Here is a 19,494-nt window from a genome sequence, read left to right as displayed (position 1 = left end):
GAGACTTTTTGGAGATTTTTATGGCAGGTCACAGTAAGTGGGCCAACACTAAGCACCGCAAAGCGGCGCAAGATTCTAAACGTGGCAAGATTTTCACCAAAATCATTCGTGAGCTGGTAACGGCAGCAAAACTCGGCGGCGGCGATCCTGCGGCTAACCCGCGTCTGCGTGCGGCTATCGACAAAGCCCTGTCCAATAACATGACCCGTGACACCCTCAACCGTGCCGTGGCGCGTGGCGTGGGCGGTGATGACGACACCAACATGGAAACCATCATTTATGAAGGTTACGGTCCTGGTGGTTCGGCGGTAATGGTTGAATGTCTGAGTGATAACCGCAACCGTACCGTGGCGGAAGTGCGTCATGCTTTCAACAAAACCGGTGGCAATCTGGGGACAGACGGCTCCGTGGCTTACCTGTTCTCCAAAAAAGGTGTGATCACTTTCGCACCGGGTCTGGATGAAGATGTCGTGATGGAAGCCGCGCTGGAAGCGGGCGCAGAAGACATCGTGTCATACGATGACGGTGCTATCGACGTGTTCACTGCCTGGGAAAGTCTGGGCGACGTGAAAGATGCACTGGAAGCTGCCGGTTTCAAAGCGGATTCCGCCGAAGTCACCATGATCCCATCGACCAAAGCAGACATGGATGCAGACACTGCACCTAAATTGTTGCGCCTGATCGACATGCTGGAAGATTGTGATGATGTTCAGGAGGTTTACCACAACGGTGAAATCTCTGACGAGATCGCAGAAACTCTGTAATCTCAGTGCCGCCGGTGGCTACCACCGGCTGGCTATCCTGTTGTCCCCCGGCAGTTTATACTCTCCCCAACTTTGCAAAAAAACGACAACACAAGGCGTTGACTGGCTATGGCTATTATTCTGGGGATCGACCCCGGTTCGCGTATCACCGGCTATGGCATTATTCGCCAGACAGGGCGTCAGCTGAGTTATCTCGGCAGCGGTTGTATCCGTACCGTGGTGGACGATATGCCGGGACGACTGAAACTGATTTATGCCGGTGTGTCGGAAATTATCACGCAATTTCAGCCTGATTTTTTTGCTATCGAATCCGTATTTATGGCGAAGAATGCCGACTCTGCTTTAAAGCTCGGTCAGGCGCGCGGAGCCGCCATTGTGGCCGCCGTGAATCAGGATTTGCCGGTGTTTGAATACGCCGCGAGGCAGGTGAAACAGACCGTCGTGGGTACCGGTGCCGCTGAGAAATCGCAGGTTCAGCACATGGTGCGTTCCTTGCTGAAGCTTCCGGCTAATCCGCAGGCCGATGCGGCCGATGCGCTGGCGATTGCCATCACTCACTGTCACATGAGCCAGAACGCCATCCGGCTCAGCACGGACAAATTACAGATGGCACGCGGACGTATGCGATAGACGCCGCAAGTCCCATAGGCTGGATATCCATCCAGCCTTTTTTATGATATAAACATCGCAGCTTTTGACCTGATAAGGAAAATGAACGTGATAGGCAGACTACGAGGCATTATTCTGGAAAAACAGCCCCCTTTGGTGCTGCTGGAAACCAACGGCGTGGGCTATGAAGTGCATATGCCGATGACCTGTTTTTACGAATTGCCGGAACTGGGTCAGGAAGCTATCATCTTCACGCAATTTATCGTCCGCGAAGATGCTCAGTTGCTCTACGGATTTAACGATAAACAAGAGCGCGCGCTGTTCCGTGAGCTGATTAAAGTTAACGGCGTCGGGCCAAAACTGGCGCTGGCTATCCTGTCAGGCATGTCGGCACAACAGTTCGTCAGTGCGGTAGAAAAGGAAGAAATCACCGCCTTAATCAAGTTACCTGGCGTCGGTAAGAAAACCGCAGAACGTCTGGTCGTCGAAATGAAAGACCGGTTTAAAGGATTAAACGGTGATTTGTTTAACAATCATACTGATATCACGCTACCTGCATCTGCGTCGAAAGCGAAAGAATCTGACGCTGAAGGCGAAGCCGTTGCAGCCCTGATATCCCTCGGGTACAAACCACCAGAAGCCAGCCGTATGATCAGCAAAGTCGCCAAACCCGGCGCTGAATCAGAAACGTTGATTAGAGAAGCGCTGCGCGCTGCGCTGTGAGGTAAGAGATGATCGAAGCTGACCGCCTGATTTCGTCCGAAGTGTTCACCGAAGAAGAAGTCATTGATCGTGCGATCCGCCCCAAGCTGCTGTCGGAATATGTTGGCCAGCCTCACGTGCGCTCGCAAATGGAAATCTTTATTCAGGCGGCTAAGCAACGCAAAGACGCGCTCGATCACCTGCTGATTTTCGGACCGCCCGGGCTGGGGAAAACCACTCTCGCCAATATCGTGGCAAACGAAATGGGCGTTAACCTGCGCACGACCTCCGGGCCGGTGCTGGAAAAGGCCGGCGATCTGGCCGCGATGCTGACCAACCTCGAGCCGCACGATGTGCTGTTCATCGATGAAATCCACCGTCTGTCGCCGGTTGTTGAAGAAATTCTGTATCCGGCGATGGAAGACTACCAGCTGGACATCATGATCGGCGAAGGCCCTGCCGCGCGCTCGATCAAGCTCGACCTGCCGCCGTTCACTCTGATTGGCGCCACGACCCGCGCCGGTTCCCTGACCTCTCCTTTGCGCGACCGCTTCGGTATTGTGCAGCGCCTGGAGTTTTATCAGGTGGCGGATTTACAACACATCGTCGGGCGAAGTGCATTATGCCTGGGGCTGGAGTTGTCCGAAGAGGGGGCTCATCAGATTGCCCGCCGTTCACGCGGCACGCCACGTATCGCTAACCGTCTGCTGCGCCGCGTGCGCGACTTTGCAGAAGTGAAAGGGGACGGAACGATCAACGGTGATGTCGCCAATGGCGCTTTGGATATGCTGGACGTGGATGCTGAAGGTTTCGATTATATGGACCGGAAGCTGCTGCTGGCGATTATAGATAAATTTTCCGGCGGACCTGTCGGCCTGGATAACTTAGCGGCGGCGATTGGTGAGGAACGTGAAACCATCGAAGATGTGATTGAACCATTCCTGATCCAGCAGGGCTTTATTCAGCGTACGCCGCGCGGGCGAATGGCAACCAATCATGCCTATAAGCATTTCGGACTTTCTCGCGACGAAGAATAAGCCCGATATCAGACAAAATATTCTGCAACGGACGCATCAGCGTCCGTTTTGTTTTCTGCAATTCAGGAAAAGGCTGGGTTCAAAAGGCGGTGAAAGCCGGGCTCTCACCGCGTCACGGGCTAAACTTCCGCTTTAGGGGTACGCAACTTCGGCACAACTAACTCACCCTTGGCATTGTAGTAACGACTAGGCCAGATTTCCCAGGCCGGTACGCCAATCATTTGCGCGATGATCATTTCGCCTTTCGGCCAGCGTCGTGAAAGGGTATTTGAGAGTGTGGAAGAACCCAGTCCGGACTCCCGGGAGAGTGCCGTCAACGTTGAACCTTTTTTGCGAATTGCCGCGATAATATCGGCGGGATGCCAGTCTTCTCTGGAGTTAGTCATAATGCGGCCTCTGCGTATCTGGGGCACATAATGACCGGGAGAGGGGGAGTGCCTGCCTTGGCTTGTCTTTCATTTCACATTGTCCAGTAGATTAATGTTTGGCCGCCACTGGAGTTGAGAATCTCGCTGGTGGTAGCCCTGACGGGGTTCTCAACACCGGTTCTACTGGATACCGGCCTGACCTAAGTCAGCCCCGCCTGAGCCACCATTGAGATATTGCTTGTTGTTTGTACAGGCAATAGGTGTGCGCAGACTCAGACATAGAATGTGTGTGCATTCCATGTCGCCAGTGAACATTCAGGTTGAGAATCCCGGACGCGGATTTTGCCGCGACAAGGAATTATAGCGCAACGTGTAAACGGTTACCAAGGTTGCAATACACAGCTTACTAATTTTGTAGCCTTACGCCGCTTATTTAGCGCTTTATGCCCGCAACGAACGCCGCCCGGGGGCTTGTGAGGCAAGACTTCTGCACATAATCTGAGGCCGGTCACATTTTCACGATTTGTCCGGGATTACGACTTGTATCCGGAAGGGATTCACCAGAGAATCCCCTCAGAGAGCAGGATTGTTACTGTCTGACAGGCAAAACCTAAACTTCTTGTTTCTTCGCATTGTGCGGAGAGACCGGACGTTTAGGTTTTTTTTTGGCCTGAATTCAGGGGCCGGCCGCCCCTGTGGAATATACCGGCAATGTCGTGCACGACGCCATTACTCTGATGAGATAACACCATGGAATACAAAACGTTAGCCGATGAAATTCTCCGCGGAGTGGGCGGAAAAGAGAACGTGAACAGCGTGGTGCATTGTGCAACCCGTTTACGCTTTAAATTAAGAGACACCACCAGGGCCGATGCGGAAGGGCTGAAAAAAAATCCCGGTGTGATCATGGTTGTGGAAAGTGGCGGCCAGTTTCAGGTGGTGATTGGCAATCACGTAGGCGCAGTCTACGAAGCGCTGGTGAAAACCAGCCCGCTTTCCGAAGGGGGTGACGAAGAGTCCGGCGACAAGGGCAGCCTGTTTGCGCGGGCAATTGATGTGATCTCAGGTATTTTTACGCCGTTCATCGGCATCATGGCTGCCTCAGGGATCCTCAAAGGGTTTCTGGCACTGGCGCTTGCCTGCGGCTGGCTGGTGCCGGAAAGCGGTACGTATAAAGTCTGGTTTGCCGCCAGCGATGCGATGTTTTATTTCTTCCCGCTGGTGATTGGTTTTACAGCGGGTAAAAAATTCGGTGGTAATCCCTTTGTGACGATGATGATTGGCGCAGCCATGGTGCATCCGCTGATGATTGCCGCTTTTGACGCTCAGCAGGCCGGTGCTCCGGCCGAGCATTTCTTTGGTATTCCGCTGATTTTCATTAACTATGCGTCATCGGTTATCCCGGTGATCCTCGCAGCCTGGGCATCCAGCTGGCTGGAAAAACGGGCGATGAAAATCCTGCCCGGTGCGCTGCGCAATTTTATTACCCCGCTGATTTGCCTGATGGTGATCGTTCCGCTGACATTCCTGGTGATCGGCCCGGTGGCGACGTGGGCGAGCCAGCAACTGGCAAACGGTTATCAGTTTATTTATCACGTCAGCCCGATGATCGCCGGTGCCTTTATGGGCGCGCTGTGGCAGGTTTGTGTGATATTCGGCCTGCACTGGGGGCTGGTGCCGCTGATGATCAATAACTTCAGTATTCTCGGTCACGACACCATGCTGCCGCTGTTACTCCCTGCGGTTATGGGGCAGGTCGGTGCGGTGATCGGCGTCATGCTGCGCGTCAAAGATGCCCGAACCAAAGCGCTGGCGGGGTCGGCCATCAGCGCCGGGATTTTCGGCATCACTGAACCTGCGGTGTATGGCATCAACCTGCCGCGCCGCAGGCCGTTTATCTTTGGCTGCGTCGGCGGTGCATTAGGGTCGGCGATCCTTGGCTATTTCCAGACCACGGCTTACTCCTTCGGTTTTGCCAGCATTTTCACATTCACTCAGGTGATCCCTCCGACAGGTTTTGACCAGACAGTCACCGCGGCCATTGTTGGTACGCTGATTGCCCTGGTGTTTGCTGCCCTGGCAACTTATCTCTTCGGCATGAAAGAAGAAGAGGTGGCAGCCGGACCCGATCCGAAAGTGGCGGCAGAATTGGCACAGGCACCGCGGGGTAAAACGCTGATCGCAAGCCCGATGACCGGCACCTGCGTGGCGCTGGAAGAGGTAAAAGATCCCACATTTGCCAGCGGTCTGCTGGGTAAAGGTGTCGCCATTATACCGACAGCGGGGCGGGTGGTTTCACCGGTAAACGGCACGGTGGTTTCTCTGTTTAAAACGCATCATGCCATCGGAATTGAGGGCGAAGACGGCGCGGAAATTTTGATCCACGTCGGCATCGATACCGTGAAGCTCGACGGCAAATTCTTTACCCCACATGTCGCCGTCGATGCGGTGGTGAAGCAGGGCGATTTGCTGCTCGAATTCGATATTCAGGGCATCACGGACGCCGGATACGATCTGACAACGCCGGTGCTGATGACCAACAGTGACGATTACCTTGACGTGATCCCGGCCAGTATTGGCCAGGACGTCAGTGAACAAACGCCACTGCTTACGCTTTTACGATAATTTTTTTTCGATAACGACCAGAGCCAGGAGGTTCATATGAATAAGCAATTCCCAAACGGTTTTTTATGGGGCGGCGCAGTGGCAGCCAATCAGGTAGAAGGCGCATACCTGACCGACGGTAAAGGATTGTCTACCTCAGACTTGCAGCCGCAGGGCGTTTTCGGTCCGGTGCAGGAGCGTGTGGAGGGTGATTTCGGCGTCAAAGACGAGGCGATCGATTTTTATCACCGCTATCCGGAAGATATGAAGCTGTTTGCCGAAATGGGTTTTACCGTTTTGCGGACGTCAATTGCCTGGACGCGTATTTTTCCGCAGGGTGATGAAACGCAGCCAAACGAGGCCGGACTGGCCTTTTACGACCGCCTGTTTGATGAAATGGCAAAATACGGCATTACGCCGCTGGTGACGCTTTCTCACTACGAAATGCCTTACGGGTTGGTAAAAAAACACGGTGGCTGGGGAAGCCGCGACACCATCGGCTTCTTTGAAAACTACGCCCGCACCGTATTCAGCCGTTACAAAGATAAGGTCAAATACTGGCTGACGTTCAACGAAATCAATATGTCGCTGCACGCACCCTTTACCGGCGTGGGCTTGCCGGAAGACAGCAGCAAACAGGAAATTTATCAGGCGATCCACCACCAGCTGGTTGCCAGCGCCAAAGCGGTAAAAGCCTGCCACGAGATTATTCCTGATGCCAAAATCGGTAATATGTTGCTGGGCGGCATGCTCTACCCGCTGACCTGCAAACCGGCAGACATGATGGAAACGCTGCAACAGAACCGTGACTGGTTATTCTTCGGTGATGTTCAGGTGCGCGGTGCGTACCCGGCCTATATGCCGCGTTTCTTTAAAGATCGCGGCATGGAAATCATCATCACCGCGGAAGACAAACAGGCGCTGAAAGAAACCGTCGACTTTATTTCTTTCAGTTATTACATGACCGGTTGTGTGACCACCGACGCAGAGCTGAATGTCAAAGCGCGCGCCAATATATTGAACATGGTGCCAAATCCGCATCTGGAAAGTTCAGAATGGGGCTGGCAGATTGACCCGGAAGGTTTGCGCTTCCTGATGAATGAGCTGTATGACCGCTATCAGAAACCGTTATTTATTGTTGAAAACGGCCTGGGTGCGCGCGATAAGCTCGAAGCCGACGGCAGTATCAACGATGATTACCGCATTCAGTACATCAACGACCATTTAGTTCAGGTGCGTGAAGCGATTGAGGACGGCGTGGAAGTGATGGGCTACACCAGCTGGGGGCCTATCGATCTGGTGAGCGCGTCGAAAGCTGAATTCTCCAAACGCTACGGTTATATCTACGTTGACCGCGACGATCAGGGCAATGGCTCGCTGGAACGTCGCCGTAAGAAAAGCTTCTTCTGGTATACCGACGTGATTAAATCTCACGGTGCATCGTTGAAATCCTGATATTATCAGGCAGATCCGTAGACAGCGGCAGACAAAACCTGATCATCCGTACGGATGGTCAGGTTTTTCTTTTCAGGGAGTTAGAATGAAAATCGCCAAAATACTCAATAATAATGTGGTGGTTGTCGTTAACGAACAGCAACGCGAACAGGTGGTCATGGGCTGCGGGCTGGCGTTTATGAAAAAAACGGGAGATGAACTCGACGACAGTAAAATCGAGAAAATCTTTGCGCTGCAAAATGATGAACTGGTTGCCCGCCTGACCGAGCTTTTATCCCATATTCCGATGGAAGTGATGACCACCTGTGATCACATCATCACGCTGGCGCGCACCCGTCTGGGCAAATTACAGGAAAATCTGTACATCGCGCTGACCGATCACTGCAATTTTGCCATCGAACGGCAGAAAAAGGGTGTGCCGATCAGTAATGCGCTGCTGTGGGAAACCCGCCGTCTGTACCCGAAAGAATATGCGCTGGGGCTCGACGCGCTGGAGATCATTGACCGCCGCCTTGGCGTTCGCCTGCCGCCCGACGAGGCGGGATTTATTGCCCTCCATTTGGTGAATGCTCAGCTTAACGGCGAAATGCCTGAAGTGGCGCAGATCACCCGCGTCATGCAGGAAATTCTTAACCTGGTGAAATACCAGTTGCGGCTCGAGTATGACGAAGAATCTCTCAGTTATCAGCGGTTTGTCACCCATCTCAAATTTTTCGCACAGCGTATGCTGAGCCGTACGGTAGTGGCTGACGACGACATGACGCTGCACGTGGCGGTGAAAGAAAATTACCCACAGGCCTGGACCTGTGCCGAAAAGATTGGTGATTACCTGAGCGCGCAATATCAGCGTGAGCTGACCACTGAAGAGGTCATGTACCTGTCAATTAACATTGAGCGGGTCAGAAAAGAGAGCCTGCCAAAAGAGACATCCTGACCGCACGTATCCACAAAATTCGTCCTGCGAAATATGAGTGATAACAATTTTTAGTGACGTTTTTTTTTGCCTCGGTAAGTGAGAACAGGTAGCATCCTTCGCCGTTATTGCTTGAAAACAGTTCCGGCTAAAAAAATACAGTGGATAAACCACGTAAACGTCCAGGCTTGCAATCGGTTGCTTGCCCTATAAGACGTCCAGGCGAAGGTCATTTTTGGAGAACAAGATCGAATGAAGTCTCATAAAAAGTCGGCAGAGGCCAAACGCGCTGCTAAAAGACGCTGGTTGGATTCGCACGACGACGGGTATCACAAAAGCATGGGCAATCGTCAGGTTCAGATGATTGCTATTGGCGGCTCTATCGGTACCGGTTTGTTCCTCGGTGCAGGCGCACGTTTGCAGATGGCCGGTCCGGCATTGGCGATTGTTTACGCCGTGTGCGGTATTTTCTCTTTCTTTATCCTGCGTGCGCTTGGCGAACTGGTGTTACACCGTCCGACCAGCGGCAGTTTCGTTTCTTATGCACGTGAGTTTCTTGGCGAAAAAGCGTCTTACGTTGCTGGCTGGATGTATTTCCTTAACTGGGCGATGACCGGGATTGTCGATATCACCGCAGTGGCTCTGTATATGCACTATTGGGGAACCTTCGGTGATGTTCCGCAATGGATGTTCGCGCTGGGCGCACTGGCGATTGTCGCCACCATGAACATGATTGGTGTGAAGTGGTTCGCCGAAATGGAATTCTGGTTCGCGCTGATCAAAGTCGCGGCCATCGCCATCTTCCTGGTGGTCGGCGTGGTATTCCTCGGCACCGGTAAGGAACTTGATGGCAATTCGACCGGCCTGCATCTGATCACAGATAACGGCGGTATATTCCCGCACGGCCTCTTGCCGGCGCTGGTGCTTGTGCAGGGCGTGGTCTTCGCCTTCGCCGCGATCGAACTGGTCGGGACGGCGGCGGGCGAAACCAAAGATCCTGAGAAAGTGCTGCCAAAAGCCATCAACAGCGTGATCTGGCGTATCGCCTTATTCTACGTGGGTTCGGTGGTGCTGCTTGTGCTGCTGCTGCCGTGGAATGCCTATCAGGCGGGGCAAAGTCCGTTCGTGACTTTCTTCAGCAAACTGGGTGTGCCTTACATCGGTACCATCATGAACATCGTGGTGCTGACGGCGGCGCTGTCGAGCCTGAACTCCGGGCTGTATTCCACTGGCCGTATCCTGCGTTCTCTGTCGATGGGCGGTTCTGCGCCGAAATTCATGTCAAAAATGAGTGCGCAGCAGGTGCCTTATGCGGGCATTCTGGTCACCGTTGGGATTTATATTATCGGCGTCGTGCTGAACTACTACGTGCCTTCGCAGGTGTTTGAGATTGTCCTGAACGTCGCCTCTCTGGGCATCCTCAGTTCATGGGCATTTATCATCGTCTGCCAGATGAAGCTGCGTACCGCGATTAAAGAAGGCCGTGCGAAAGACGTGTCCTTTAAAATGCCGTGGGCGCCGGTGACTTCCTGGCTGACGCTGGCCTTCCTGGCGAGCGTGCTGGTGCTGATGGCGTTTGACTACCCGAACGGCACGTACACCATTGCAACCATTCCGGTGCTGATCATTCTGCTGGTGCTGGGCTGGATAGGTCTGCGCAAACGCGCTGCAGAAGTCAAACAAGCGCAGGACGCGCACGAAGAAGCGCATCATGACGGCGCAGAAGTGAAGTAATTCCTTCCACGTACTGCTGTGAAAAACGACCAAGGGCTGCTCGCAAAGGCGGCCCTTTTTATCATTGCGGCTTTTTAAGCCAGCACAAGTAATTATTCCTAAACTGCCCGGCCTTTGTCCCTTTTTCCCCATCAGTTGACTAGTCTTAGGTCTTTGCAAAGACAAGAGAGACGCATGTTTAAGATCCTGCTACAAATTTTTTCCAGCCCTGAAAAGTTTTTAGGGTTGTTCAGTGCTGCCGATATTGAAAATACGCTTGAAGAAGGGGAGCGCATTTTGATCGACGAAAATGGCACCGCTTCGGTTAATCCTGCCAATCAGGAGATGCAGGAAGATTTCGCCCGTCACGTCAAACGCATGAGCGTGTTGTAATGGCAACGGCGGTATTTATGGTGTTAATGGTCTGCGGGTACTGGTACACCACCCGCGACATCTCATCTCGTTTCAAACTCAAACGCACGTTCGGCTGGGATGTCTATTTCCTGGTGGCGCTGTACGGCTGCATTTTTGTCTTACAGGGCGTACTGGTGATTGCACTGGTGTATCTGGCGCTGTGGGGCATTTCCACGGTGGTGAACTGGCTGCCTGAGCTGTCGCATTTACATCAGGATGTGCACTACCACCGTGATTTTATCAACTGGAGTTTCCTCGGGATCCAGGCGCCGGTGGTCATTATGCTTGCGGTATCGGTGATGCTGTGTTTAATGCGCACGACCTGGTCGCAGGGGTTACGGCTCAACACCGCCGGACGCAAGGAGCTCTACAAGCAACTGACGCGCGCCAACGGTGTGGAAGGTATTTTGTACCAGTGCATGGAGCAGGGCGACATGGTGTTCATCACTTTGCAATCGCGCCGGGTTTATATCGGCATGGTGCATACTGCACGATGCGAAACGTCCTCCTCCGATAATGTCGTGGTGATCCCGATGGTCAGTGGCTATTGCGACAAGGACACGCTCGAACTCCGTGTGGAACACAATTACGCCCGCTATTACAGCGAACATGGCATCACGCCGGTATCGAAGCCGGTGGATGCCCTGAATTTTCGCAAAGTGATCCTGCTCAGCCAGATTGAGACGTTGTCGCTGTTTGACCCGGCCAGTGCCTGTGCGTTTGAGAAGCTGATCCCGCTGATCGAAGAAGATATGCAGAAGAAAATCGGGGAAAAGGACGCCTGAGATCAGGCGTCCGGTTATCTTCAGGCCATCGTGAAGGTGAAATCGCTCAGGCCTTCAATGCCGCCGGTGATCACATCACCGCGCTGCACGGCACCGACGCCTGCTGGCGTTCCGGTGTAAATCAGATCGCCCGGCTGCAATTCAACGGCCTGCGACAAATAACTTATGACATCTGCCACTTGCCAGATCTGATCGCTCAGGTCACCGCGCTGGCGCTTCTCTCCGTTGACGTCCAGCCAGATTTTACCCGACGCCGGATGACCGGTCTGGCTGACCGGCAGCAGCGGGCTGGCGGGTGCTGAGGCATCAAATCCTTTTGCGAAATCCCACGGCCTGCCCATTTTCTTCGCCTGTGCCTGAAGATCACGGCGGGTCAGATCGACGCCCACGGTATAACCCCAGACGTGCGAAAGAGCATCGGCGGCGGCGATATCTTTACCGCCTTTGGCGATGGCGACCACCAGCTCGACTTCGTAATGCAAATCCTCCGTCAGGCCTGGATAGGGAACGCTGCCGCTGGCAGGCACAACCGCATCGGCAGGTTTGGAGAAGAAGAAAGGCGGCTCGCGATCGGGATCATGACCCATTTCGCGGGCGTGCTCAGAATAGTTACGTCCAACGCAGTAGACGCGGCGTAGCGGGAAACGTGCACTCTGGCCTTCAACGGCCAGAGAAGGCGTTTGAGGTACGGCAATTACAAATTCGGTCATCGTATTCACTTCACAAAGTTAACGTATTGTTATATTTGCAAAGCACACCCCGGTTGACCAGCAAATTGTTGTTACTGGTCAATGTCTGACGGTCACGATGTGTAACGCGCCCCGGCTCATCGTCATAAAAACAATCAGCTGCTGTGTATTTCTGAAAGCCGGGACAGGACGGGGAAGGTCCCTGGCGCGTGATTTGCGGTTTAACGGGATTTATTCACCATCAATTCATTTTCTCTCTGAAGTACCTTCAGGCAGTTTTCCCCCCGGCGATGCAGCCTGAGCAGTGCAGTTTGCGTTTTTTGATAGTACGCGGAGAGCGCACTTGTGCTGGCATCGGGGAAGGGCATGGCGCAGAGGATATCGGTTTCAATATTTCCTTCGGCCACTTTGAGGACATCGCCCGGATTCTGGCTGAGCGCTGTCGCCAGTGCGGGCATCAGCATCGCGTGGGTTTGCGGATCCGTCACATTGACCAGGGCATCGGCAATCATCAGCCATTCGCGATCCCCTTGAGAAATCCCGTCTTGCAGGGTCTTTCGGCTGGCAACGGAGAGTGAACTGGCGACTTTTTCAGCACCGTCTTTCTCCATCGCAGACCACAGCAGGGCGGGGGTAATTTTCCGCCGGTTCAGTGAAAAATTCTGCTGATCCTGGGCGCTGGTTCTTATTTTCCCAAAGGCTTCATGCAACTCATTGAGGCAAGATTTTCCCTTTTCACCCATTTTTTTCAGTGCCGGTTCAGTCAGACGATAATAGCGCGCGAGAGAAGCATCAGCTTCACCGGGGAAAGGCAGCGTACAGACCTTTTCTTTACCCGGCAAACTGGCGGATGCGGGATCGGACAGGGCGCTGATGACGTTTTTGGGATCCTTTGATAAGGCCCTTGCCAGCGCTTCGACGAGGGTACTGGCGTTGCCTCCCTCAATCCCCGGTGCGATTTCCGGTACCAATTTTAGCCATTCAGGATCGGCCTTTGTAATACCGGACGTCAGTGTTTGAAATTCTTGTTCATTCAGATGGCTGATGGCCTGTGCAGCGCCGATTTTCTTGACGGAATCATGAAGTGTTTGTGGTGTTACTGATGAAGCATATGCCGTGGTGGCGAGAGGTGCGCACAGAATCAGCGCAGTCATGAGGTGTTTCATATCCAATTCCTTTGGAAGTTTTTATTGTTTTATTCGCTGTGCAACCCGTGCCGGGCGTTGGGCAAGATATAAGCTTCGGAGGAAACGCTTTATGCGCTATATCAACCTGAGGTGAGAAAAATCCGAGCCCGAGAAACAAGCCACGGATTTCGGGGGGTGAGAAAATCACCAACGTCTTTTTATTGGGGTGCGCAGGGTTTCAGGGCTGACAGTCTCAGATGATCAGCCTTGGCGAGCCATGATGTTCAGCTTTCTTCGAGCATCTGCGAAACTAACATCCCTACCCGCTGTACCGCGCGCTCGGTTTTTGCCGTCAGGGGCTGGGCGTAATTCATCCGCAGGCAATTGCGGTATTTTCCCGATGCGGAGAATATCGAACCGATGGCGATCTGCACGTTATATTCTTCCAGCATTCGGTTTAGCCGCAGCGTATCAATACGCTCATCCAGTTCTATCCACAGCAAAAATCCCCCCTGAGGACGGCTGACCCGCGTTCCGCAGGGAAAATATTTCATGACCCAGTCGGTCATTACGCACAGGTTTCGCTGGTACTGATTGCGCATACGGCGCATATGTTGCAGATAGTGTCCCTGTTTGATGAAGTCGGCGATGGCAATTTGTGGCAGCGTCGCGGAGGCACCGGTGGTGATGTATTTCATGTGGATGGCGCGGTCATGATAGCGGCCCGGTGCAATCCAGCCGACACGCAAACCGGGCGCCAGCGTTTTCGAAAACGAACTGCACAGCAGAACACGGCCATCTTCATCGAAAGAGGTGATGGTGGCGGGGCGGGGATACTGATACGCCAGTTCGCCATAGACGTCGTCCTCGATAATCGCGAGATCGTAACGCTGCGCCAGACGCAGTAAGCCTTTTTTGCGCTCATCCGGCATGTTGTAGCCGAGCGGGTTATTGCAGTTAGGCGTCAGCTGTATCGCTTTGATGGGCCACTGTTCAAGCGCCATTTCCAGCGCTTCCAGGCTGATTCCGGTGACCGGGTCGGTAGGAATTTCCAGTGCTTTCATGCCGAAGCCTTTCAGGGTTTGCATTGCACCGTGAAAACTCGGGGAATCGACCGCGACGATATCGCCATGTTCGCACACGGAGCGGATGGCGATCGACAGCGCCTCATGACAGCCGGTGGTGATCAGGATATTGCTGGCATCCATATGACTGCCGCTGTCGATCATCAGCCGGGCGATCTGCTCGCGCAAATCTTCCGAGCCGTAGATGCTGTCGTAATGAAACGCGTTGAGATTCTGATGCTGACCGGCGCGCCCCATCAGGCGACTGAGCGGTTTGAGCGTCGGCGCTGTAACATCCGGAGAGCCGCGCCCGAGTTGCACCACGCCGGGACGATGCGGGGAAGTGATGAGATCCAGCACCTGATCCCACTGTGAGATCTCAACGGGTCGTTGCGCCGGGCGGCATCCAGAGGGCAGGGCGGCCTGTATCCTCGCGCCTTTCACGAAGTAGCCAGATTTAGGACGCGCTTCCACCAGCTGTTTCTCTTCCAGCACGCGGTAAGCCTGCTGAACCGTACTCACGCTGACGCCATGCTCACTGCTCAATACACGCACGGAGGGCAGACGGATCCCGGCGGGATACAACCCCTGTTCGATGCGGTCACTTAATACGTTCGCCAGATTTTCATAACGGTTCATTATCTTTTCCTCAACCTCGGCGCAAACAAAACAGTACAGATGCATACAATCTAACCCCGTATCTGTGATTGGATCCAGATCTGTATGGTTGAAATACTAAAAAACTGAATCTGTAATGTTTTTGCCGTTTATCCGATCCTGTTGTCAGGTCGTTAACGGGAGAAGAATATGAAAAATATCATTGAAGAACGTCAGTTTGCAGGGTGTGAGGCAAGGGTTTGTGCGGATGTCGGGGTGGCTGAGCGTGCAGTACAGATGCCGGTTAAAAAAGGCGGATGGTTAAAACAGTTGTTTGCCGTGGTATATGGCTGGAATGAGCGCCGGGTCAGCCGCAAAATTTTACACGGACTGAGTGCGGATCAGCTGAAAGATATCGGGCTGGCGAAATCGGATATCGACAGAGAATATCCACGCAGTGTTTGGCCTAACTGGCCGAAGTGATTTAAGGTCCTCCCCCTGACGGGGGAGGAGTCGTCATACGTTCTTATTTCACCTGCATACCAGGCTGTGCACCGGAATCCGGGCTGAGCAGGAAGATCTCTTTCCCGCCAGGGCCAGCCGCCATCACCATTCCTTCAGAAATACCGAAGCGCATTTTACGCGGTGCGAGGTTAGCGACCATGATGGTCAGACGGCCTTCCAGCGCTTTTGGATCAGGATACGCAGAGCGAATGCCGGAGAAAATCTGACGCGTCTCGCCACCCAGATCCAGTTGCAGGCGCAGCAGTTTGTCCGAACCTTCCACGAAATCTGCGGTTTTGATCAGCGCAATCCGCATGTCCACTTTAGCGAAATCATCAAATGTGATGGTGTCCTGAATCGGGTCATCCGCCAGCGGACCTGTTGCCGGCGCTTTCGCTGCCGCAATGTCTTCTTTTGATGCATCAACCATCGCGGCCACTTTATCCAGCTCGATACGGTTAAACAGCGCTTTGAACGGATTGACCTGATGCGACAGTAAAGGCTGCGCAATGGAATCCCAGCTCAGCGTGGTGTTAAGGAAGGCTTCACTGCGCTCGGCCAGCGATGGCAGAACAGGTTTCAGATACGTCATCAGCACACGGAACAGGTTGATACCCATTGAGCAGATAGCCTGCAGGTCGGCGTCGCGGCCTTCCTGTTTCGCCACAACCCACGGTGCCTGCTCATCCACGTAACGGTTTGCCAGATCGGCCAGCGCCATGATTTCACGGATAGCACGGCCAGATTCGCGGCTGTCATACGCCTGCGCAATACTCTCAGCGGCATCGGTGAAGGTTTTAAACAGGGCTTCGTCAGCCAGTGTATCCGCCAGTTTTCCGTCGAAACGTTTGGCGATGAAGCCAGCGTTACGGGAAGCCAGATTAACCACTTTATTGACGATGTCGGCGTTCACGCGCTGCACGAAATCTTCCAGATTCAGATCGATATCATCAATACGGGAAGACAGTTTGGCGGTGTAGTAATAACGCAGGCAATCGGCATCCAGATGGTTCAGATAGGTGCTGGCCTTGATGAACGTACCGCGGGATTTGGACATCTTCGCGCCGTTGACCGTCACGTAACCGTGAACAAACAGATTGGTCGGCTTGCGGAAGTTGCTGCCTTCCAGCATGGCTGGCCAGAACAGGCTGTGGAAATAAACGATATCTTTACCGATGAAGTGATACAGCTCGGTCGTTGAATCTTTCTTCCAGAATTCGTCGAAGTTCAGATCGCCGCGACGGTCGCAAAGATTCTTAAAGGAACCCATGTAACCGATAGGCGCATCCAGCCAGACGTAGAAGAATTTGCCCGGCGCATCCGGAATTTCGAAACCGAAATATGGCGCATCACGGGAGATATCCCATTGTTGCAGACCGGACTCAAACCATTCCTGCATTTTGTTCGCGACCTGCTCCTGCAATGCACCTGAACGTGTCCACGCCTGTAACATCGCGCTGAATTCTGGCAGATCGAAGAAGTAGTGCTCGGAATCACGCATGACCGGCGTAGCGCCAGACACCACGGACTTCGGCTCGATCAGTTCGGTCGGGCTGTAGGTCGCACCGCAAACTTCACAGTTATCGCCGTACTGGTCGGGCGATTTACATTTCGGGCAGGTGCCTTTGACGAAACGGTCAGGCAGGAACATGCCTTTCTCCGGATCGTACAATTGAGAAATGGTGCGATTCTTGATGAAGCCGTTTTCTTTCAGACGACCATAAATCAGCTCGGACAGCTCACGGTTTTCATCGCTGTGCGTGGAGTGATAGTTGTCGTAGCTGATGCCAAAGCCGGCGAAATCTTTCTGATGCTCCTGGCTCATTTCGGCAATCATCTCTTCCGGCTTGATACCGAGTTGCTGTGCTTTCAGCATGATCGGCGTGCCGTGCGCATCGTCCGCACAGATGAAGTGCACCTCATGGCCGCGCATTCGCTGGAAACGAACCCAGACGTCAGCCTGGATGTGTTCGAGCATGTGACCAAGATGGATGGATCCGTTGGCGTACGGAAGTGCACAGGTTACCAAAATTTTTTTCGCGACTTGAGCCATAGTAAGAGCTTGCTTTCTGTTGTTGAAATCAGGGGTATTGATGTTAACCGAAAGCGCCGCCCCGCGTAAACAAACGGGGGATCTCTACATCTCTTCTGTTATGCTATTTAGAGAATAAGTCGTTTAATAAATAGTCTGACAACCCCTTTCAAGGAGCCGGGATGACATCTCAATCCCCACAGCAGACCACCCCCGCGGGGCTGCGCGCACTAGTGACCGGCGTACTGGCCACCTTCCGCCATTCCACTCTGCAAAAAGATCTCAACGCCATTAAAGCACTGCATCACTGCGTGTTAATGGATGAGGTTTTGCATATCGATCTGACACTTCCCTTCGCCTGGAAAAGCGGTTTCGAAGTATTGAAAGATGAAACCAGCGGCGAACTGCTGCGCGTGACGGGTGCCTCCGCCATTCAGTGGAACCTGCGTCACGACATCGCCACCATGAAACGGGCCAACGAGCAGCCGGGCATTAAAGGTGTGCGTAATATTCTGGCGGTCAGTTCGGGGAAAGGCGGCGTAGGGAAGTCCACCACCGCTGTCAATCTGGCGCTGGCGCTGGCGGCCGAGGGTGGAAAGGTCGGGATTCTGGATGCCGATATCTATGGCCCCTCAGTACCAAACATGCTGGGCACTGAAGATGAGCGCCCGACATCGCCGGATGGTGTGCATATGTCGCCCATTATGGCGCATGGGCTGGCAACGAATTCAATTGGTTATCTGGTTACCGATGAGAACGCCATGGTCTGGCGTGGCCCGATGGCCAGCAAAGCGTTGATGCAGATGTTGCAGGATACGCTGTGGCCGGATCTGGATTATCTGGTCATCGACCTGCCACCGGGTACCGGTGATATACAGCTGACGCTGTCACAAAATATTCCTGTTACCGGCGCGTTGGTTGTCACCACACCCCAGGACATCGCGCTGCTCGACGCGATGAAAGGCATCGTGATGTTCGAGAAAGTGCATGTGCCGGTGTTAGGCATTATCGAAAATATGAGCATGCACGTTTGCAGCAATTGCGGTCACCACGAACCGATTTTTGGCACCGGCGGGGCGCAACGGCTGGCAGAAAAATACCGTTGTGAATTGCTGGCACAATTGCCGTTACACATCTCGCTTCGTGAGGATTTAGATCGCGGTGAACCGACGGTGGTGTCTAACCCGGAGAGTGAATTTACAACGATTTACCGTGAACTGGCGTCAAAAGTCGCATCACAGCTGTTCTGGAAAGGCGATGCAATTCCTACAGAAATCGCTTTCCGCGCAGTTTAATCTCTCAACTCTGCGATTTATTGCCTGATGTCAGCGATTACACAGCCTTAACGCTGGCATCAGGCGCTGTCTTGAACTTATAATTGGCGCGTTCAAAGCACACGTCTGTGCTTGCCTTCCAACTTCCAAATCAGGTCTTTAATTTTATGTCTGACAAATTCCATCAGTGTGTCATCGTAGGTATCGCTGGCGCATCTGCTTCGGGAAAAAGCCTTATCGCCAGTACGTTATACCGTGAACTTCGTGATCAGGTAGGCGATGAGCACATCGGGGTGATCCCTGAAGATTGCTACTATAAAGACCAAAGCCACATGACCATGGAAGAGCGGGTCAAAACCAACTACGACCATCCAAGTGCGATGGACCACAATTTGCTGTTTCAGCACTTACAGGCGCTGAAATCAGGCCAGGCAATCGAATTGCCGAGCTACAGCTTTATTGAGCACACACGGCTTGCCGAAACGGTGACGCTGAAACCTAAGAAAGTCATCATTCTGGAAGGGATCCTGCTGCTGACTGATGTGCGTCTGCGCCAGGAAATGAACTTCTCCATCTTCGTGGATACGCCGCTGGATATCTGCCTCATGCGCCGCATGAAGCGTGACGTCAACGAACGTGGCCGTTCAATGGATTCCGTGATGGCGCAGTATCAGAAAACCGTCCGCCCAATGTTCCTGCAATTTATCGAACCCTCCAAACAATACGCAGACATCATTGTGCCGCGCGGCGGCAAGAACCGGATTGCGATTGATATCCTCAAGGCGAAAATCAGCCAATTCTTTAACTAATCGCGGATGCAGCCGTAGAAAACCATACCGGAGA

General features: G+C 53.3%; 18 protein-coding genes. 13 read left to right on the top strand and 5 right to left on the bottom strand.

Annotated elements, in window-relative coordinates:
• Positions 1-20: 20 nt before the first annotated feature.
• From ABSH60_RS01705 to ruvB, 4 genes are all read left to right on the top strand, one after another.
• Positions 21-764: a YebC/PmpR family DNA-binding transcriptional regulator gene (locus ABSH60_RS01705; protein ID WP_056769504.1), complete on the top strand. Its 744-nt coding sequence runs from the start codon at positions 21-23 to the stop codon at positions 762-764.
• 108 nt (positions 765-872) lie between these two features.
• Positions 873-1,394: a crossover junction endodeoxyribonuclease RuvC gene (gene ruvC, locus ABSH60_RS01700; protein WP_056769506.1), complete on the top strand. Its 522-nt coding sequence runs from the start codon at positions 873-875 to the stop codon at positions 1,392-1,394.
• An 87-nt stretch (positions 1,395-1,481) separates the two neighbouring features.
• The gene (ruvA, locus tag ABSH60_RS01695; RefSeq protein ID WP_013575037.1) at positions 1,482-2,096 is read left to right on the top strand and encodes a Holliday junction branch migration protein RuvA; all 615 of its coding nucleotides are present in this window, start codon (positions 1,482-1,484) and stop codon (positions 2,094-2,096) included.
• A gap of 8 nt (positions 2,097-2,104) precedes the next feature.
• Positions 2,105-3,112 (top strand): Holliday junction branch migration DNA helicase RuvB, encoded by a 1,008-nt coding sequence (gene ruvB / locus ABSH60_RS01690; RefSeq protein WP_056769508.1) that lies wholly within the window; start codon positions 2,105-2,107, stop codon positions 3,110-3,112.
• 119 nt (positions 3,113-3,231) lie between these two features.
• Here ruvB and ABSH60_RS01685 read toward each other — a convergent pair whose 3' ends face one another.
• Positions 3,232-3,498 (bottom strand): helix-turn-helix transcriptional regulator, encoded by a 267-nt coding sequence (locus tag ABSH60_RS01685; RefSeq protein ID WP_056769510.1) that lies wholly within the window; start codon positions 3,496-3,498, stop codon positions 3,232-3,234.
• A gap of 732 nt (positions 3,499-4,230) precedes the next feature.
• Between ABSH60_RS01685 and bglF the strand changes: the two genes are divergently transcribed.
• The 6 genes from bglF to ABSH60_RS01655 all read left to right on the top strand — a co-directional run bounded on the left by bglF (position 4,231) and on the right by ABSH60_RS01655 (position 11,364).
• Positions 4,231-6,105 carry a PTS beta-glucoside transporter subunit IIABC gene (bglF, locus tag ABSH60_RS01680; RefSeq protein WP_390972426.1) on the top strand — a complete coding sequence of 625 codons (1,875 nt, stop codon included), beginning with the start codon at positions 4,231-4,233 and terminating at the stop codon, positions 6,103-6,105.
• Between the two features lie 36 nt (positions 6,106-6,141).
• Positions 6,142-7,539 (top strand): 6-phospho-beta-glucosidase, encoded by a 1,398-nt coding sequence (locus ABSH60_RS01675; protein WP_390972424.1) that lies wholly within the window; start codon positions 6,142-6,144, stop codon positions 7,537-7,539.
• A gap of 85 nt (positions 7,540-7,624) precedes the next feature.
• A complete protein-coding gene (licT, locus tag ABSH60_RS01670; RefSeq protein WP_122094908.1) occupies positions 7,625-8,473 on the top strand; it encodes a BglG family transcription antiterminator LicT in 849 nt (282 codons plus the stop codon).
• A 231-nt stretch (positions 8,474-8,704) separates the two neighbouring features.
• Positions 8,705-10,186, top strand: coding sequence for an L-asparagine permease (gene ansP, locus ABSH60_RS01665; RefSeq protein ID WP_056769517.1), 1,482 nt, complete (start codon positions 8,705-8,707; stop codon positions 10,184-10,186).
• 174 nt (positions 10,187-10,360) lie between these two features.
• Entirely contained in the window at positions 10,361-10,558 is a 198-nt protein-coding gene (locus ABSH60_RS01660; RefSeq protein WP_056769520.1) for a hypothetical protein, read from the top strand.
• Complete coding sequence (locus tag ABSH60_RS01655) at positions 10,558-11,364, top strand: hypothetical protein (RefSeq protein WP_122094910.1); 807 nt, start codon at positions 10,558-10,560, stop codon at positions 11,362-11,364. The genes ABSH60_RS01660 and ABSH60_RS01655 overlap by 1 nt, the downstream gene beginning before the upstream one ends.
• Before the next feature lie 20 nt (positions 11,365-11,384).
• On the opposite strand, the gene ABSH60_RS01650 is transcribed toward ABSH60_RS01655, so the two are convergent.
• From ABSH60_RS01650 to ABSH60_RS01640, 3 genes are all read right to left on the bottom strand, one after another.
• Positions 11,385-12,074, bottom strand: a complete 690-nt coding sequence (locus ABSH60_RS01650; protein ID WP_390972421.1) for a fumarylacetoacetate hydrolase family protein — start codon at positions 12,072-12,074, stop codon at positions 11,385-11,387.
• Between the two features lie 200 nt (positions 12,075-12,274).
• On the bottom strand, positions 12,275-13,219 hold the full coding sequence (locus tag ABSH60_RS01645) for a hypothetical protein (RefSeq protein WP_390972419.1): 945 nt from the start codon (positions 13,217-13,219) through the stop codon (positions 12,275-12,277).
• A 245-nt stretch (positions 13,220-13,464) separates the two neighbouring features.
• Positions 13,465-14,883 carry a PLP-dependent aminotransferase family protein gene (locus ABSH60_RS01640; RefSeq protein WP_056769528.1) on the bottom strand — a complete coding sequence of 473 codons (1,419 nt, stop codon included), beginning with the start codon at positions 14,881-14,883 and terminating at the stop codon, positions 13,465-13,467.
• A 168-nt stretch (positions 14,884-15,051) separates the two neighbouring features.
• Between ABSH60_RS01640 and ABSH60_RS01635 the strand changes: the two genes are divergently transcribed.
• Entirely contained in the window at positions 15,052-15,324 is a 273-nt protein-coding gene (locus tag ABSH60_RS01635; protein WP_217203934.1) for a DUF1127 domain-containing protein, read from the top strand.
• Between the two features lie 43 nt (positions 15,325-15,367).
• Here ABSH60_RS01635 and metG read toward each other — a convergent pair whose 3' ends face one another.
• Complete coding sequence (gene metG, locus ABSH60_RS01630) at positions 15,368-17,398, bottom strand: methionine--tRNA ligase (protein WP_136375907.1); 2,031 nt, start codon at positions 17,396-17,398, stop codon at positions 15,368-15,370.
• Between the two features lie 161 nt (positions 17,399-17,559).
• On the opposite strand from metG, the gene apbC reads away from it, so the two are divergent.
• Together apbC and udk are read left to right on the top strand one after the other, a co-directional pair.
• A complete protein-coding gene (gene apbC, locus ABSH60_RS01625) occupies positions 17,560-18,672 on the top strand; it encodes an iron-sulfur cluster carrier protein ApbC (RefSeq protein ID WP_056769534.1) in 1,113 nt (370 codons plus the stop codon).
• A 146-nt stretch (positions 18,673-18,818) separates the two neighbouring features.
• A complete protein-coding gene (gene udk / locus ABSH60_RS01620; protein ID WP_056769536.1) occupies positions 18,819-19,460 on the top strand; it encodes a uridine kinase in 642 nt (213 codons plus the stop codon).
• The last annotated feature ends 34 nt before the right edge of the window (positions 19,461-19,494 follow it).

This window comes from Rahnella sp. R3(2024), from assembly GCF_042920125.1.
Classification (GTDB): Bacteria; Pseudomonadota; Gammaproteobacteria; order Enterobacterales; family Enterobacteriaceae; genus Rahnella; species Rahnella rivi.
This window is presented reverse-complemented; position numbering and strand designations above follow the sequence as displayed.